This window comes from Blautia sp. 210820-DFI.6.14 (assembly GCF_020558815.1).
GTDB classification, from domain to species: Bacteria; Bacillota; Clostridia; order Lachnospirales; family Lachnospiraceae; genus Blautia_A; species Blautia_A obeum.
This window is the reverse complement of sequence record NZ_JAJCKS010000020.1, coordinates 47,670-66,507: the sequence shown is the minus strand read 5'-3', so window position 1 is coordinate 66,507 and position 18,838 is coordinate 47,670. Positions and strand designations below refer to the sequence as shown.

10 protein-coding genes are annotated in these 18,838 nt (G+C 40.0%); all 10 read left to right on the top strand.

What is annotated here, in order from left to right; all coding sequences use genetic code 11:
* Positions 1-1,121, top strand: a 1,121-nt coding sequence (locus LI112_RS13325; RefSeq protein WP_227190867.1) for a VirD4-like conjugal transfer protein, CD1115 family, incomplete at its 5' end; no start/stop codon positions are given.
* Positions 1,122-1,362: 241 nt separating this feature from the next.
* On the top strand, positions 1,363-1,578 hold the full coding sequence (locus LI112_RS13320) for a Maff2 family mobile element protein (protein WP_015524585.1): 216 nt from the start codon (positions 1,363-1,365) through the stop codon (positions 1,576-1,578).
* A gap of 4 nt (positions 1,579-1,582) precedes the next feature.
* A complete protein-coding gene (locus LI112_RS13315) occupies positions 1,583-2,455 on the top strand; it encodes a VirB6/TrbL-like conjugal transfer protein, CD1112 family (RefSeq protein ID WP_015541262.1) in 873 nt (290 codons plus the stop codon).
* Between the two features lie 14 nt (positions 2,456-2,469).
* Positions 2,470-2,898, top strand: coding sequence for a PrgI family protein (locus LI112_RS13310; RefSeq protein ID WP_227190866.1), 429 nt, complete (start codon positions 2,470-2,472; stop codon positions 2,896-2,898).
* Positions 2,867-5,335, top strand: coding sequence for a VirB4-like conjugal transfer ATPase, CD1110 family (locus LI112_RS13305; RefSeq protein ID WP_055066075.1), 2,469 nt, complete (start codon positions 2,867-2,869; stop codon positions 5,333-5,335). The genes LI112_RS13310 and LI112_RS13305 overlap by 32 nt, the downstream gene beginning before the upstream one ends.
* 27 nt (positions 5,336-5,362) lie before the next feature.
* Entirely contained in the window at positions 5,363-8,203 is a 2,841-nt protein-coding gene (locus LI112_RS13300; protein WP_227190865.1) for a CD1108 family mobile element protein, read from the top strand.
* 12 nt (positions 8,204-8,215) lie between these two features.
* Positions 8,216-8,464 (top strand): DUF4315 family protein, encoded by a 249-nt coding sequence (locus LI112_RS13295; protein ID WP_021652602.1) that lies wholly within the window; start codon positions 8,216-8,218, stop codon positions 8,462-8,464.
* Entirely contained in the window at positions 8,448-9,947 is a 1,500-nt protein-coding gene (locus LI112_RS13290) for a CD1107 family mobile element protein (protein WP_173722370.1), read from the top strand. Before LI112_RS13295 ends, LI112_RS13290 begins: the two co-directional genes overlap by 17 nt.
* Before the next feature lie 48 nt (positions 9,948-9,995).
* The gene (locus LI112_RS13285; protein WP_227190864.1) at positions 9,996-12,098 is read left to right on the top strand and encodes a DNA topoisomerase 3; all 2,103 of its coding nucleotides are present in this window, start codon (positions 9,996-9,998) and stop codon (positions 12,096-12,098) included.
* On the top strand, positions 12,088-18,819 hold the full coding sequence (locus LI112_RS13280; protein ID WP_227190863.1) for a SpaA isopeptide-forming pilin-related protein: 6,732 nt from the start codon (positions 12,088-12,090) through the stop codon (positions 18,817-18,819). Before LI112_RS13285 ends, LI112_RS13280 begins: the two co-directional genes overlap by 11 nt.
* Positions 18,820-18,838 lie beyond the last annotated feature (19 nt).

Here is an 18,838-nt window from a genome sequence, read left to right as displayed (position 1 = left end):
TATATATCCGCAGTGAAAAAGATATTCTAAAACTGGTAACAACCATTATTGCTAATACCAAAGGTGAAGGGCAGCAATCAGGTGAGGATTTTTGGGTAAAGGCGGAAAAACTCTATTATTGTGCCCTGATTGGTTATATCTGGTATGAAGGCAGGGAAGAAGAAAAGAATTTTAATACTCTGTTGGAAATGATCAATGTGTCAGAAGCCAGGGAAGATGATGAGAATTTCAAGAATCCAGTAGATCTGATGTTTGATGAACTGGCGCAGAAAGACCCGAACCATTTTGCAGTAAGGCAGTACAAAAAATACAAGCTGGCTGCCGGTAAGACAGCAAAATCTATTCTGATCAGTTGTGGTGCAAGACTCGCACCCTTTGATATTGCGGAACTGCGGGAGCTTATGAGTTATGACGAGCTGGAATTGGATCTGGTTGGTGACAGGAAAACTGCATTGTTTGTTATTATTTCAGATACCGATGATACCTTTAATTTTATTGTTTCTATTATGTACACACAGCTTTTTAATCTGCTCTGTGACAGAGCTGATGATGTATATGGAGGCAGACTTCCAATTCATGTGAGGTGTCTCCTGGACGAGTTTGCGAACATCGGACAAATTCCTAAATTTGAAAAATTGATTGCTACGATTAGAAGCCGGGAAATCTCAGCTTCTATTATTTTGCAGTCAAAGTCTCAGCTTAAGGCAATTTATAAGGATAATGCCGATACCATCGAAGGGAACTGTGATACGACCTTATTCCTGGGTGGAAAGGAAAAAACGACATTAAAGGAAATAGCGGAGATCCTGGGAAAAGAAACCATAGATCTTTATAACACATCGGATACGAGAGGCAGTCAGCGGTCTTATGGAATGAACTACCAGAAAACAGGAAAGGAGTTGATGAGCCAGGATGAAATAGCAGTCATGGACGGGGGAAAATGTATTCTGCAGGTGAGAGGTGTCAGACCATTTTTCTCAAATAAATACGATATTTGCAAACATAAAAACTACAAATATCTGTCCGATTATGACAAAAAGAATACTTTTGATATTGAAAAATATCTGAGTACTAATCTGATACTGAAACCAGAGGATGAAGTGGAATTGTATCAGATGTAACTTCTCGACAAATTGTCGGGAAGTGGATCATGGGAGGAAATCATGAATAATTTGGAAAAAGGGAACAGTCGGTATCCATCGACGAAAATGAATATACCGACTGTACGTGTGAGGAATTTTCCAAGTAGAAAATCCTATGCTTAGTGTAGCACAAAAGGCAGGGTTTATATAGTGTTTTCTTCCATTTCTGGAAAAAATCTAAGAAAGGACTGGAAAATGTAAGTTTTCCAAAGGTACACTTATGGCATTTTTTACAACGGCAATTACGACCTTAAAAACATTGGTTTGTGCGATCGGAGCCGGACTTGCAGCCTGGGGAGTGATCAATCTGCTGGAAGGATATGGAACGGACAATCCGGGTGCAAAGTCACAAGGAATAAAACAGTTGATGGCGGGCGGTGGCATCGTACTGATTGGAATAAACCTGATTCCACAGCTTGCAACTTTGTTTGGATAAATAAATGGGTGGAATAACCGAAAAAATAACAGAGTTCATAAAGGATCTGCTAACAGGCTGGATCACATCAAACCTGGATACCATGTTTACCGATGTAAATACCAAAGTAGAAACGATTGCTGCGGAGGTTGGGAAAACACCCCAAAATTGGAACAGTGGCATTTTTTCCATGATAAAAAATCTGTCGGATAATGTCATTGTCCCCATTGCGGGGATGATTATTACATTTGTACTGTGTTATGAGCTGATTTCCATGATTATGGAAAAAAACAATATGCACGATACGGATACGTTTATGTTTTTCAAATACATTTTCAAGATGTGGGTAGCGGTATATCTTGTTACTCATACTTTTGATATTGCGATGGCAATTTTTGATGTAGCGAATCATGTGGTATCCAATGCTGGCGGTATGATAACCGGTTCCGCATCTATTGATGTTACAGAAGCATTGAAAACGCTTCTTGAAACGCAGATTGAAGATATGGGAATCGGAGAATTACTGGGGCTTGGTCTGGAAACGATGCTGGTCAGTTTATGTCTAAAAATCATATCAGTCCTGATTACCGTCATTTTATATGGACGAATGATAGAAATATATCTTTATGTCTCTGTGGCACCTATTCCGTTTTCAACATTTACGAACAGGGAATGGGGAAGTATTGGAAATAATTACGTGAAGGCATTATTAGCGTTGGGATTCCAGGGATTTTTTATGATGGTATGTGTTGCGATTTATGCGGTTCTGGTAAATGCCATTACAGTTGCGGATAATCTTCATACAGCTATCTGGTCAGTTGCAGCATATACAGTTATTTTATGTTTCAGTCTGTTTAAGACCAGTTCCCTGGCAAAATCAATCTTCAATGCACATTAGGAGGAAACAAGAATATGGCATATGTTCCAGTGCCGAAAGATTTTTCAAAAATAAAGACAAAATTAGCACTGAATTTAACTAAAAGACAAATTATATGTTTTTCTCTGGCAGGAATTTGTGGTGTTCCGGTCTATTTGCTGACAAAAGCAGGACTGGGAACAGATGTGGCAGCAACGCTTATGATCATAGTGATGCTGCCATTTTTCTTTTTTGCAATGTATGAAAAGGATGGATTTCCAGCAGAGAAAATATTGCTTCACATTATCCGGCAGAAATTTTTAAGACCTGGAATCAGGGTCTATCGTTCCCAAAACTTATATGACCGGATTATAGAGTACGATAAATTAGAGAAAGAGGGTGCATGGCTTGAGAAAAAGGCAAAAGAAGCCAGGGAAACGAGAAATCCGTTCCATTTCTTTAAAAAAGCAGACCGAAAAAAATAAGAAACAGAAAACCGGACTTACGAAAGAGGAAAAAAAGCGTCTGAAAGAACTTCGGATGATAAAAGCGGAGAATCAGAAGAAGAGGAAGCCTTTTACAGCGCAGGATACGATTCCATATAAGGAAATATATAAGGATGGTATCTGCAGAACGGATGATAACTATTATTCAAAAATGGTGCAGTTCTACGATATAAATTACCAGTTAGCGCAGAATGATGATAAAGCGGCTATTTTTGAGAACTATTGTGAGTTCCTGAATTCATTTGACAGCTCTGTTGAGGTACAAATTACATTTCTTAATCAACAGGTGAATTTTGATGAGTATGCAAAAAATATTGATATTCCAGAGCAGGATGACTGTTTCAATGATATCCGGAAAGAATATTCGGATATGTTGAAAATGCAGCTTTCCAAAGGAAATAACGGGCTTGTAAAAACAAAATATATCACATTTTCCATTAAAGCGGATAATCTGCGAAATGCAAAATCCAGGCTGGAGAGAATTGAAGCCAGTGTGTTGAATAATTTTAAGGTGATGGGAGCCATGGCAGAGCCTTTAAATGGAGTAGAACGTCTGAAAATTCTGCATGATGTGATGAATATGGACACAAAAGAATCTTTCCATTTCCATTATGGGATGGTTGCAAAAACAGGTCTGCAGACAAAAGACTTTATTGCACCTACCGGATTTGATTTTCGTAATGACAGCTATTTTCGGATGGGACAGACTTTTGGATGCGTGTCATATTTACAGATTACATCACCAGAACTTACGGATAAACTGCTGGCAGATCTGCTGGATCTGGAAGAGAATCTTATCATCAATATGCACCTGCGTCCCATTGATCCCAAGGCAGCTATTAAAAGTCTGAAAAGTACGCTGTCAAATATTCAGAAAATGAAAATTGAAGAACAGAAGAAAGCGGTCAGAAGCGGATATGATATGGATATTATTCCAACGGACATTTCTACATACGGAGAGGATGTGGAGGGATTGCTCAATGAAATCCAGTCCAGGAATGAGAAACTTTTTGAACTTACTTTTTTGCTGATGAATACAGCGGACAATAAGAGAAAACTGGACAATATTGTGTATCAGACGGCAGGAATTGCTCAGAAATATAATTGTAATATACGGAGACTTCAATATCAGCAGGAACAGGGACTTGTGGCATCACTGCCACTGGGAATGAACCAGACTGGAATACAGAGAATTATGACTACGACTTCTACAGCAATCTTTGTTCCGTTTACCACACAGGAACTTTTCCAAGGCGGTGAAGCTCTTTACTATGGCTTAAATGCACTGTCAAACAATCTCATTATGGTGGATCGGAAACGATTGAAAACACCTAACGGCCTGATTTTGGGTACTCCTGGTTCCGGTAAGAGTTTTGCAACGAAAAGAGAAATTCTCAATGTTTTCCTGATTACAGACGATGACATTATTATCTGTGACCCGGAGGGAGAATATTTTCCGCTGGTAAATGCCTTAAATGGTGAAGTTATTAAAATCAGTGCAAAAAGTAATGATTACATCAATCCTATGGAAGTGAACCTGGATGTTATTTATCATCCGGAGAAATACAGGATTAATGGCGATGTGGAGGATATTGATACCATTATTGCTGATAAAGCAGAGTTTATCACATCTTTCTGCGAGGTCATTATGAAGAAACCTCAAAATGCAGAATTAAATGGTGATGAGGTTTCCATGATTGACCTGTGTGTAAAAGACATTTATAAAAAATATCTTTACAATGATCCAAAACCGGAAAATATGCCGACTCTGCAGGATTTCTATGAACGTCTGAACTTTTATGCACCAGATAAACCAGCAGCACAGAACATTGCCAACAGTCTGCAGTTGTATGTAACAGGATCGCAGAATGTATTTAACCATCGAAGTAATGTCGATACGCAGAACAGAGTGGTATGCTTTGATATCCGGGAACTTGGAACCACACTACGAAAAGCAGGGATGTTGATTGTCCAGCATATGGTTTGGACAAGAGTATCACAGAACCGCAGTCGCAGGAAATCAACCCGTTATTATGTGGATGAATTTCACCTTTTGCTGAACCAGCCACAGACTGCTAATTATTCTATTGAAATGTGGAAGAGATTTCGTAAGTGGGGTGGAATCATTACAGGAATCAGTCAGAATGTAACAGATTTTCTTGGCTCTCTGGCAGTAGAAAGTATTGTGGGAAACAGTGATTTTATCCTGATGTTAAATCAGCACAGCGGGGATCAGAAGATCCTTGCGGAGAAATTGAATATTTCCAAGCATCAGATTTCTTTTGTAAATAACAGTAATGCAGGAGAAGGGCTGCTTTTTTACGGAAATGTAATCATACCTTTTGCAGACAGATATCCGCAGGATACCAGAACCTATGCTTTGATGAGTACTAAACCGGATGAGATTCAGACTTAACGGACAAAAAAGCAGAGGTGAGGTACATTGGGAAAACAAAAATATACGGCGAAAGAGAAGAAAGTCAGCCGTATGACCAGAAATGGTCTGGTTGAGGAAAATCTTGCAACAAAGGAGACCAGAAAAGTTACAAACAGCGATCAGGAGTTGCCTTATAAACAGAAGGATGTAGAACAGGCATTTATTACTTCTGAAAAGAAGAAAAACTCTCATAAAAAAGCTGAAAAGAAACAATTTTCCGAAAAAGTTCAGGAGGGAAATCCTGCCAAAAAAGAAGAGGCTGCAAACAGTCCTCCGGGAAAACGAAAAACACAGGGACGGTACAGATATCGGGACAAGCCTGCAGGTGTATCTGTGGATTCAGCGGTAGAAATACGTGAGCGCAAAGAAAAACACAGGAGCCAGTATCAGCGACAGAAAAAGAAACAGCAGAGACTGCAGTTTGGAAAACTGGAGACAGATGGAAGTCTGAAGAAAGAAAAGAAAACTTCGGCTGAAACAGATGGAGGACATTTTCAGGCAGAGAAGAATGATGTTTCTACAAACCGAAAAAAAGGAAAGCAGAAATATAGCCGAAAAACAATAAAAACTTATCAGGAAGTGGATAAGGCTGCAAGAAAACAGGAAGCTGAGAGGCAGAACAAAATTCCGAAAGATTCTGTTTATACCAAGAAAACAAATGAGGAACAGAAAGCAAAGGTAAAGTACCATTTATATTTCGACAAAAAAACAGGGAAAACGGATGGTAAAAAGAAAACCTTGTCTTCTGTTCCAAAGAAAGCATTAAAAAATGCAGTATATCAGAAAGCAGGCGAAGACGAAGAGGAAAACAGTGCTGTAGATGCAGCACATAAGCTGGTGCGTTCAGGTGAGTGGATATTACAGGAACATAGCAGTAGAAATATCCGGAAGAACCGCAGTCAGATACATAAAGAAAACCGTTTAGAGAAAAGAGCCTGGAAGAGTGCATCCAGGTATCAATATCAGAAATATCTGGAAGAACATCCAGAGATGCAGAAAAAGCTGATCAGAAAATTAATACAGAAGCAGAGGATTAAGCGAGAGTATCAGATGGCATACCGGGCTGGGAAGATTGCAAAAGAAACAAAAGACACCTCAATCCGGTCAGTAAATCTTGCTACTAAAATTGCAAGAAAGGCACAGGAAGTATTTGTAAGAAATGTAACTACTCTGATCTCAATGGGGTTGTTATTGATTTTGCTTCTTTCCGTAATGACAGGATTTGCTTCCTGTTCGGCTATGTTTTCTAATGGAATTTCTACGGTAATCGCTTCCAGTTACATTGCGGATTCGGACGAAATTGAAAAAGCAGAGTTGTATTATACGCAGTTGGAAGCCAGTCTTCAACAGAAAATAAACCAGATGGAAGCCCGGTATCCAGGAAAAGATGAATACAGATATAACATTGGTGAAATCGGCCATGATCCCCATACATTGATCAGTTATCTGACTGCCAGGTATGGGGATTTTAAGTTTGATGAGATAAAAGGAGAACTGGAAACAATTTTTTCTTTACAGTACGGAATCACCGTAGAGGAAAAAAGTGAAACCCGGCAGGAAACATCTACAATACAGGTAGGGCAGTCATTGGGAAATGTTGTGACCAGTGGATACTGTAACTGTCCTATCTGCTGTGGCGTGTGGAGTGGAGGACCAACTGCTTCAGGGGCAATGCCACAGGCTAATCATACGCTTGCGGTTGATGCTGCAAACCCATTTCTTCCAATGGGGACGAAAGTAGTGATGAATGGGATTGAGTACACCGTAGAAGATACTGGAAACTTTGCCCAGTATGGTGTCCAGTTTGATGTTTATTATGATAATCACGCAGTAGCTGAGGCACATGGTCATCAGACCTGGGAATGTTTTCTGGCAGAGGGCAATCAGAACTCTGTGGAAGTTACCCGTACAGTAACTGCAGATGTACTGAATGTTTCTGTTCAGGCAAAACCGCTTAGAAGTGTTATTCTGTCCAGAATGGAAGAGGATGAGCAGGAAATTTATGAAGAGGTCTATTCCAACAGAGGAAATTTACAGACATATAAAACTCCGGTTGAGTTAAACTGGTATGCCTATATCAGTACCTATTATGGGTATTCTGTAAACAATGGAACCGGGCAGACACAACTTCACAGAGGTGTGACGGTTAATGTACGACAGGGAACAGAAGTGAAGTCAGCGATGAATGGTTTTGTTGTAGATGTAGGATATAGCGGAACTTTTGGAAATTATGTAGTTACGCAGGATAAAAAAGGTGTGCAGATTAAATACGCTTATCTGCAGAGCATTTCGGTAGCAAATGGTCAGGAAGTAACAACAGATACTGTAATTGGTACAACGGGAAGTACAGGAAGTGCAACCGGAAGCCAGTTATATTTGGAACTGGTCAAAGATGGGGAATATTATAATCCTGTTTTTTATATCAGTACCGGAGATAGCGGGCTGTATGGTGGAGGCGGCAGTTATGATGATGAGACTGTGCGGAGATTATTTGCGGAAGCAGACAAATATCTTGGTATGCCGTATGTATGGGGCGGTTCCAGCCCGGAGACTTCTTTTGACTGTTCTGGTTTTGTAAGCTATGTGTTTACCAATTCGGGTGTCTGCAATATGGGAAGACTTACTGCACAGGGAATTTATGACATTTGTATGCCTGTATCACCAGAAGAAGCAAGGCCAGGAGATATTATCTTTTTCACTGGGACGTATGATGCGGGAGAGCCGGTTACCCACGTAGGAATTTATGCCGGAGATGGACAGATGATCCATTGTGGAAATCCAATTCAGTATACGTCCATTAATTCTGCATACTGGCAGTCTCATTTTTATGCTTTTGGCAGGCCATAAGGAGGGGCGTATTTGAACATTGAACGAATAAAAGAAGAACTTGCAAGAACCTACGTTAAGATTGAAAAGCTACAGAAAAAAGCAAGGGATCTGGAAGAACAGAAGAAACAGGCAGAGGATATGGAGTATCTGAAAATTATCCGAAGCAATGGAGTTTCCGCAGAGGAACTTCAGTTGATGATTGATATCAGCAAGGAGGAACAAAAAAAGATATTGGAAACCAGAGAAAAGGAGCAGACAGAAAATGAAGAAATTTCATAAAAGAGCAGCTGTATTTTTAACCGCAGCTACGTTAGCAGGACTTCCGGCAGGAGCTTTCTTTTATAGTTCGCCCGGAAGTCTGACTGTATGGGCAGATAATGTAGAAGTGGAATCATCAGAAGAAAGCAGCCCGGAAGATGTTGATTTTTCAGATGGATCAGAAGTTGAAATTCATGCAGATCCAGTGGAACAGGCACAGGAAGATGCAGGAAATGATGTGACGGAAACACCGGAAGTAGGGATTACCTTTACAGAACCCGAAGGCTGGCAGACAGATACGGCAACCGTAAAAATTCAAGTGGAAGATACAAAGAATACAGGTGCTTTTTCTATTGCAAAAGTAGAAGCAAGACTTTCAGAAAATGGAGGATGGTCAGACATAACCGGAAATATGGAAGTATCCATCTCTTCTAATTGTAGTGTTTATGTGAGAGTTACCGATCAGAATGGAAATACTTATGAGCAGAATCGTTACATAGAGTGTTTTGATAAAACCAAACCAACTATTATTGCGGCTGCGAAGAATGGGATACTGATCGTGCAGGGAGTTGATGCGGAATCGGGAATTGCTGCTTTGTATGTCAATGGAAATGAATTCACAGAACTGACGAATAATACGTTAAATGTCCGTTTGCAAAAAGCGGATACTTCCTATGAATACTTTACCCTGCAGGCAAAAGACAAAGCAGGAAATATGTCAGAGATCTATAAAGTAGGAAACCCTTATTATGAAAATCCAGATGCAGTAAAAGAGAATACAGAGGTTTCCGGAACGGAGCAGAATGCAGCTTCTTTGCCAGCCGATGGAACTGCAAGTAAGCCCACCAGTGCTACGGCAACCGTAACGGAACATCAGACAACGAACGAGACTGCTACTGCACCAACAGAACCAGAAAACACAGGAAATGAAACGGATACAGAAGCAGATACCGGACGGGTGCAGGGAGAAAGTTATGCTTCCGGCATGACAACAGGAACAGTTCAGGACAAAGGGGGAAAGGAATTTTATACGATCAAGACAAAAAGTGATAAGGTTTTTTATCTGATTGTAGATAAGGATAAAACGGATGAAAATGTTTATCTTCTTACAGAGGTAGGCGAAAATGATCTTTTGAACTTTACGGATACCAACATGGTCACACTTCCACAGAACCAGGCTATTGCAGAATCCGCACTGCCACTTGAAACAGAGAAGATCACAGAGACACCGGAACCAGAAGTTACGATCATACCGGAAGAAAAGGAAGAACCTGAGAAGAAAAGCAATAATTCCGGCACGATTTTATTAATGCTGCTGGTTCTGGCAGGAGTTTGTGGTGCTTACTATTATTGGAAATTTATGAAAGGAAGAAATACTTCTTTTGATTATGAAGAGGACGAGGACGACGATGAGGAGGAAGAAGATACAATTCGTGAGGATGATGAAGAATTAGAAGAATATGAAATGGAAGGTGAAGTAGAAGACGAAGAATCAGAGGAATAACTTTGTTTCACTTAATTACAGCGACAGGTGCAGAAAGGAGATAGAAAATTGCAGCTTGTAATTGCGGAAAAACCCAGCGTAGCCAGAAACATTGCGAAGGTGCTTCATGCCACAAACGTAAAAGATGGCTATCTGGAAGGAAAAGAGTATCTGGTTTCCTGGTGTATTGGGCATTTGATTGAACTGGCCAGTGCAGATCAGTACCGGTATGACTGGAAAGCATGGAAATATGAAACACTTCCCATGATCCCGGAGAATTGGAAATATCAGATTAAAGAAAGTACCAAAGGGCAGTTTTGGGTTTTAAAGGAACTGCTTCACAGAGCAGATGTCACAGAAATTATATGTGCAACAGATGCAGGAAGAGAAGGGGAGTTGATTTTCCGCCTGGTATATAACCAGGCAGAATGTAAACTTCCCTTTAAAAGACTGTGGATTTCTTCCATGGAGGAAAAAGCAATTCTGGAAGGATTTCAGCAGATGAAAGATGGACATGAATATGATAATCTTTATTATTCTGCGGTGGCGAGAAGTGAAGCAGACTGGCTGGTGGGAATTAATGCCACCAGACTGTTTACGGTGCTGTATCACCATCGGTTGATTGTAGGTCGGGTGCAGACACCTACACTTGCAATGCTGGTGGAACGGGAAAAGAGCATCGAGAACTTCCAGAAAGAGAAGTATTATCTGGTTCATCTTCTGATGGATGGATTGGATGCTGTAAGCAACCGGATAAAAGAGAAAAGTGCTGCCGTTCAGATGATGGAGGATATGAAGGATGAAACTGCACAGATTCTTTCAGTAAAGAAAGAGAAGAAAAAGGTACAGCCGCCGAAATTATATGATCTGACCACATTACAGAGGGAAGCAAATCGTCTTCTTGGATTTACGGCACAGCAAACCTTGGACTATACCCAAAGCCTTTATGAGAAGAAACTGGTGACGTATCCAAGGACGGATAGCCAATATCTTACAGATGATATGGAAGAAAATGCGTTTTTGGTTATTGATGCGGTAAATAGAGTATTTCCAGAAATATCAATGAAGGGTTCGGAACCAGAGATAAAAAGACTTTTAAACAGCAAAAAGGTATCAGATCATCATGCAATTATACCAACGGTAGAAATTGCAAACACGGATTTAAAAGCACTTCCGGGTGGAGAAAAAGAAATTCTTATGCTGATTGCATCAAAGTTATTATGTGCATCGGAACAGGAATACATATATGAGAGTATTAAGACTGAAATTTCCTGTCATGGAGAACTGTTTACTGCATCTGGAAAGAATGTTCTCCAATATGGATGGAAAGAAGTGGAAGAACGGTTCTTTAAATCATATGGGAAAAATGCAGAAAAGCCAGAAGAGGAGGAAAGTGATTTTCCAGATATAAAAATAGGACAGGTATTTGAATGTGTTGTTGTAAAATTTAGTGAACATTTTACAGCACCGCCGAAACATTATACGGAGGATACGCTCCTTAGTGCCATGGAACACGCTGGAAGTTCGGATACGATAGAAGACGCAGAGAGAAAAGGGCTTGGAACTCCGGCTACCAGGGCAGCGATTATTGAAAAACTGATTGAGAAAGGCTTTATTGAGCGTAAAAAGAAGCAGATATTACCGACTGCAGATGGAAGAAATCTGATCAGGATTCTTCCGGAAATGATCAAATCACCAAAACTTACAGCAGAATGGGAAAATGATCTGACACTGATTTCCAGAGGCCAGAAAAATGTAGAAGAATTTCTCTTCGAAATTGAAAAAATGGTTACCAAATTGGTAAGTGATAATGGACAGCCAGTGGAAGAATACCAGAAACTATTTTCAGATGGTCGGAAAGAAATTGGAAAATGCCCAAGATGTGGCAATAAGGTTTATGTGGGAAAGAGAAATTATTATTGTTCAGGAAGTGATTGCAGTTTTACTTTATGGAAAAATAACCGATTTTTTGAGAGTCAGGGAAAAATACTTGATGAAGCAACTGTCAGGAAGCTGCTGAGTGAGAAGCAGGTGCATTTCAAAGATCTGGTATCAGAGAAAACAAAAAGGAAGTATGAAGCAACTATAAAGATGGAGGTTTCAGAAACCGGAAATCCAAAGTTTCAGTTGATTTTCCCGGAACGGAAGAAAGGAAAAAAGAATGAAGAATAAAAAAAATATGAGAAGATTTTTGTCGGGATTCTTGGCAATGCTTACAGTGTTATCTACAATTCTATCTCCAATACTGTCCTATGCGGCAGATGTAGTGCCAGAAGAGCCACCGTTATACGAAAAGGTAAAAAATGAACTTGATGCAGATGAGGTGGTAAAAGCAAAAGATCTGGAACTGGAAACAGGCAGTATTTTTGAAGTGGAGAAAGATTTTACCGGACTGGAAATACCAGATGAAAAAAAGGTGAAGATCACTTTCCATGAGGCAAAAAATGAGGAAAAGCAGGACTTTACAACAGATTACGAAGATACATACAAAGCTGTTTATTATGTAGAGCCAGTAAGTGGCCACCCAATTTATCAGATCAATCGTAAGCTGATTGTAAAGGAAGCGGTGGTGCAGGTTGCTGAATCTGAGAATCAGGAATCTGTAAGCAACCAGGAAGATGAGAATGAAGCAGAAGGCGAGGAACCAGCCATAGGCACTGCAGAGAGTGAAGAACCTGTGCAGGATGAGGTAAATGTAGAAATTCCGTCAGAGGATAAAATCTATGAAGAAGTAACTCCGACAGAAATTCCGGTTGAGGAAGAGCCAATAGATACACCAATCCCGGAAAATCCGTCTGAGGAAGTTTCAACAGAAGAACCTGCCATAGATGATAATCCGGATACAGACAGCACATTTGAAGAAATTACAGATACAGATCCGGAAGAAATGCCAGAGGCGACAGACGACTCTTTTACAGATGGAACAGAGAAAACAGAAGATGCAGATGGAAATTATCAGGTAAATATTGTTCGTGGAGAGGAATTTCATATTGAGCTGAACCATGAAGATGGACAGTATCAGCCAGGAGAAACCGTTGTTTTTTCCGGAGATATGCCGCAAGGCAGCTTAATTGCAGTAGGAACAACAAAAGTACAGGCAAACCAGACAGAGAATACAGAAGATTTATTGTATTCTGAGGTGACTTATCACGAAGAATCGGATAAATTCAGTTTTGAAATGCCAGCAGATGACATTGATCTAAGTGTTTCCATGGATCAGGCAGAAAACGGTATCATGTTACTTGCAACCGATACTCCATGGGATGATGCAACAAATATTGAAGCAAATAAATATTACTATTATTCAGATGGCCAGCTTCATCCGTTTGATACAGTTATGGGACAGGGTGGAAATGACAGCTACAAATATGTTCGTTACAAAGCAGGCGGAAAGACTTATACAGTAAATGCGTATTGTATGCAGCACTCCATGCAGTCACCTCCAAGTGGGACAACATATAAAAATATGGTTGAACTGGATGAAGGCGGAGATGATAAATATTTGAGAAAAGCCTTATTCTATGGATATGGCGGTCCAGGATGGGGACATACATTCAATGGATATAATGTAAAATCCATTATGGAAAAATATGGATGCAGTTCTGAGACAAGAGCCATGCAGCATTACCTGGTTGACTATTTATATGATGGCGAATCCGGATTTGGAGGTGCGCTTTCTACAACCGCTAAAAATATGCTGAAAGAGATTAAAGCAGCTCTTGCTAAAATGCCTGATCCGACAGCAATGAAACTTCTTCCAGGACTTTCCGTTAATGCAACGGGAAAGGAAACAGAAAGTTTTACCTGGAAGGCAAATGAAGCATTTACCATTACCATTCATCTGGAGAACGGAGTAAGCCTTGTTAATGAAACCACAGGAAAAACGGCATCTGGAAATGTCACTGTAAAGGGTGGAGAGAAATTCCATCTTGTAGCTACAACAGCCAATATGGGCAGTCTGAAAGGAAAGTATGCGATTACATCTAATTTCCCTTTGGATTTCCATGCAATGCTCTTAAAATTGGAGAGTTCACAGGACATTGGTTTTGGCTACTATACAGATTCCTCTGACCTGCAGATTACAGTTGACTGGCCGGAAGAAGCAGTTATTGAAATTACAAAGAAAGATGGAGATACTGGAAAAAATCTAGCTGGAGCCGTGTATGGGGTATATAGTGATAACGCCTGCACAAAGCTGATTGCTAAAATGCCGCCAACAGACAGCAATGGTTCTTCACGTGTAACTCTTACTAAGACACAGGATACAGTTTACTTAAAGGAAATTACAGCACCAGAAGGTTATGTTGTCCAGGCTTCCTCTTATGGAGTGAAATTAGTAGTTGGCAGTACGACCAAACAGACTGTAACGGACAAAGAGCAGAAAGGAAATCTGACCGTTTATAAAGAGGGAGAAGTTTTTGTAGGAGCTGTATCTGATGAAAATGGAACTTCATTCCAGTATGAGAAACGCCGTCAGAAAGGAGCCGTTTATAACGTATATGCTGCCGAGGATATTGTAACAGCAGGTGGAAAAACAGTTTACAAAAAAGGCGCAGAAGTAGCGAAAAATCTGATCACAGGTGAGAACGGTTCTGTAACGGTAAAGAATCTTCCGCTTGGAAGCTATAATGTAACAGAAGCACAGGCCCCGGAAAATTTTTATAATGCAAAAGAAACAAAAAAAGTAACCATTTCTTATGCAGGGCAGACTGCAGAAGCGGCTTTCTCAGAGACTACCTTTACAAATGACCGTCAGAAAGCAGTGGTGCAGGTGATAAAGAAAGACAAAGATACTGAAAATACACTATCCGGAGGGCATTTTGCTCTGTTTGCAGCGCAGGATATGAAAACTGTGGATGGAAAAGTAGCGGTAAAAAAAGATGCTCTGATTGAGACTGCAATTACTGGTACTGATGGAAAAGCAGCATTTAAAGCAGATCTTCCAGTGGGATTTTCTTATTATGTAAAAGAAGTCCAGGCTCCGGCTGGTTATGTCAGAAATGAGAAAGATACTTATTCTTTCCAGTTCAGTTATACCAATGATGAACAGGCAAAAATTTCTTTCAGTCATACTTTTGTGAATGACAGGGTCAGTGCTGCAATCTCTTTGAATAAAAAAGATGCCGAGACAAAAGAAAATAAGGCACAGGGAGATGCTTCCCTGGAAAATGCGGTGTATGGACTTTATGCAAGAAACGACATTACCCATCCAGATGGAAAGACAGGCGTTATTTATAAAGCCGGAAGCCAGATTGGTACGCTAACTACCGATAAAGAAGGAAAAGCAAGGATAGAGAATCTTTATCTTGGAGAGTATTACATCAAGGAAATTACCCCATCCGTAGGATATCTGGCAGACGAGCATGAATATGATCTTGTATGCAGTGATGAAGGTGATCTGACAGCGGTTGTAGAAAAAGAGTGTACCTCACTGGAAACGGTGAAGAAACAGCCGTTTGAACTTATTAAAGCTGCCAATAATGGAGACACAGATGCTGCATTACTATCCGGAGCTGGATTTAGTGCATATCTGGTATCTTCTTTGGTGGTAAAAGAGGATGGAAATTATGATTTTTCCTCTGCAGAGCCAGTTGTGATCGGTGAAAATGGAGCAACGGAAATTTTTACAAATGAGAAAGGCTATGTAAAATCCATTGCAATTCCATATGGAACATATCTGGTGAGAGAAACTACAACACCCCATAATTACAAACCTGTAGATGATTTTATTGTCCGGATTACAGAGAATAAACCAACAGAGCCGCAGACATGGAGAGTTCTTTTGGATAAAGAATTTTCTGCAAAACTGAAAATTATCAAACAGGATGATGAGACTAAAAAATCTGTTCTAATTCCGGGAACAGAGTTTAAAATTTATGATATGGATCATGAAAAATATGTAGAGCAGGTAACTACATACCCGACAACTGTTACACATACCTCATATTTCACAGATATAGATGGATATCTGATACTGCCTCAGAATTTAAAAATTGGTCATTATAGAATCGAAGAGGTAACAGCACCGGACGGTTATACCATTAACAAAAATTATGTCGAAATACAGGTGGATACCAATACCCTGTATCAGACGGATCCGGTTTCAGGTGATGCGGTCATTGAAGTGGTATATGAGGACCATTCGGTGAAAGGAAAACTCACTGTACAGAAAAAAGGAGAGGTTCTTTCGACCTATAAGAATGATTTTAGGTATGAAGTTCAAAACCTTTCCGGTGCAGTATATGAAGTATATGCTGCAGAGGATATCTATACAGCAGATTTCCAGAAAGATGATACAGGAAAAAGAATCCTGAAATATGCAAAGGGTGAAAAAGTTGCAGAACTGACAACGGATGAATCCGGAAAAGCAGAGCTTGATAATCTGCCTCTAGGAGAATACAAAGTTGTAGAAAAGACTGCACCGGAGGGATTTGTATTAAATGAAGAAGAACAGAAGATTTCTTTCGTCTATGCAGACCAGAATACACCAGTGATCTCACAGAGTGCAGAGTTTATAAATGACCGCCAGAAAGTAGAAGTGTCAGTTGTGAAAAAAGATGCTGAAAATGAGAAAGGGCTTTCTGGAGCAGAGTTTGGTCTTTACGCAAAAGAGGATATAAAAGCAGGGGATAAGGTACTGGTAAAAGCAGACGAACTGCTTACAAAAGCGGTAACAGGTGAAGATGGAAAAGCTGTTTTTGAGCAGGATCTGCCATTTGGAACTTATTATATAAAAGAACTGGCAGCCCCAGATGGTTTTGTATCTTCGGATGAGCAGATTGAGGTGACTGCGAAATATCAGGGACAGGAAGTAAAAACAGTAAAACTGGAAACTGTTTTTAGGAATGCGCCGACAACAACTGAATTTACGAAATCAGATATTACAACAGGTGTGGAACTTGACGGAGCAACACTGACGGTTTTGGATTCAGACGGAAAAGAAGTAGAAAAATGGACTTCTGTAAAAGGAAAAGCTCATGTAATAAAGAGACTCCATGTGGGAAAAACCTACACACTTCGGGAAGAGTTTGCACCATATGGTTATCTGCAGGCAGAGGAAGTGAAATTTACAGTTTCTGATACCGCAGAAGTTCAAAAAGTAGAGATGAAGGATGCTGTTCCGGTTGGACGAATCATCATCAATAAAAAAGGTGAATTTGTCAAAGAAGTTACCTGGAAAGATATGCTGGCAGGCGGCATGGACGCAGCATTTGGTTATGTTACAGGTTCTTTGAAAGATGTTACTTTTGAAATTTATGCAGCGGAGGATATCAAGGCTGCAGATGGGGAAAGCAGTGATTATTATAAAAAGGACGAACTGGTAGCAACAATTACGACAGATGCTCTTGGATATGCGAGATCAGAAGATCTTCCTTTAGGCAAATATTATGTAAAGGAAAAAGAGGCGGCGGATGGATATGTTCTGGATGGAGAAATCAGAGAGGTTGATCTGACTTATCGTGATCAGAATACTCCGGTTGTGACTTATGATGAGGACTGGCAGAATAACCGCCAGAAAGCAAAAGTAACTGTAGTTAAGAAAGAAAAAAATACAGATCGTGTTCTGGAAGGCGGAGTATTTGCACTTTATACAAAGAATGATATTTTAAATGCAGAAGGCGAAGTAATCATGAAAGCAGATACCATGATCGAGCAGAAAGCTACGGATCAGGATGGAAGAATTGTATTTACGGCAGATCTTCCAATCAATGGCAGCTACTATGTAAAAGAAGTGCAGGCTCCTGCAGGATTTGTAACAACAGAAGAAATCAAGGAATTTGACTTTACTTATGCGAGAGAAGATGTTGCAGAAGTATCCTTTGAGTTCACTTATGAAGACGAGCCAACTACTTTTGAAATCACAAAATCAGATCTTACAACTGGGGAAGAATTACCAGGTGCAAAACTGAAAGTATCCGATCCAGAGGGAAACGTTGTGGATGAGTGGACTTCCGGAAGCACACCACACATCATTAAGGAACTGGAAGTTGGAAAGAAATATACATTAACAGAGACAATTCCTGCTGATGGTTATGCAACTGCAGAATCCATTACGTTTGTAGTAGAAAATACTGCAGATATACAGAAAGTAGAAATGCAGGATGATACAACAAAAATTCTGATCAGTAAAGTTGATATGACAGATGGAAGCAGCGAGGTCAAAGGTGCTAAACTGTATATTCTTAATGAAAACCAGGAAGTTATGGAAAGCTGGACATCTGGTGATCAGCCCCATTATGTAGAGAAACTTTCAGTCGGCACTTATACGTTGTTGGAGGAAACAGCACCGAAAGGCTATATTGTGGCAAATAAAGTGACATTTGAGGTTAAGGACACCGGAGATGTTCAGGGAGCCAAAATGGAAGATGAACAGGCAATGGGCAAGGTAATCTTAAATAAAACGGATAAAGATACCAAGAAGCCAATGAAAGGTGTAGAATTTGCCCTTTGTGACAGCAAAGGTAAAGTTCTGGAAACTCTGGTAACAGACAGTGCTGGCCATGCAGAATCAAAGAATTATCCGATTGCGACTTTTAAGAATGGGCAGTATAAAAAAGCAATCACATATATCCTGAAAGAAACAAAAACACTGGATGGCTATCAGCTTGATGAAACCGAGCATAAGATTCAGTTTGAATATGTCAATGACCGTACTCCTGTGATTGAATATACTCTGGATCTGACAAATAAGAAAGCTCCGGAAAAAGACACTCCGGAAACATCAGAAAACCAGGGAGTCAGCACTCCTGGTTCCCATGGTTCTGATGCGACTTCTGTATCCAATTCACCAAAAACAGGAGATAATACAAATATTGCTATTTTTGTGCTGGCACTTGCAGTATCAGCAGGATGTCTGGGAACTGTAGTGACAGTTAAGAGAAAACGCAAATGATAATATAAATAGTGTTCTG

Bases quoted from the DNA above. Each gene is read 5' to 3' on its own strand.
- LI112_RS13315 (WP_015541262.1), top strand. From the start codon at position 1,583: ATGGGTGGAATAACCGAAAAAATAACAGAGTTCATAAAGGATCTGCTA.
- LI112_RS13310 (WP_227190866.1), top strand. From the start codon at position 2,470: ATGGCATATGTTCCAGTGCCGAAAGATTTTTCAAAAATAAAGACAAAA.
- LI112_RS13290 (WP_173722370.1), top strand. From the start codon at position 8,448: ATGAAGAAATTTCATAAAAGAGCAGCTGTATTTTTAACCGCAGCTACG.
- LI112_RS13320 (WP_015524585.1), top strand. From the start codon at position 1,363: ATGGCATTTTTTACAACGGCAATTACGACCTTAAAAACATTGGTTTGT.
- LI112_RS13280 (WP_227190863.1), top strand. From the start codon at position 12,088: ATGAAGAATAAAAAAAATATGAGAAGATTTTTGTCGGGATTCTTGGCA.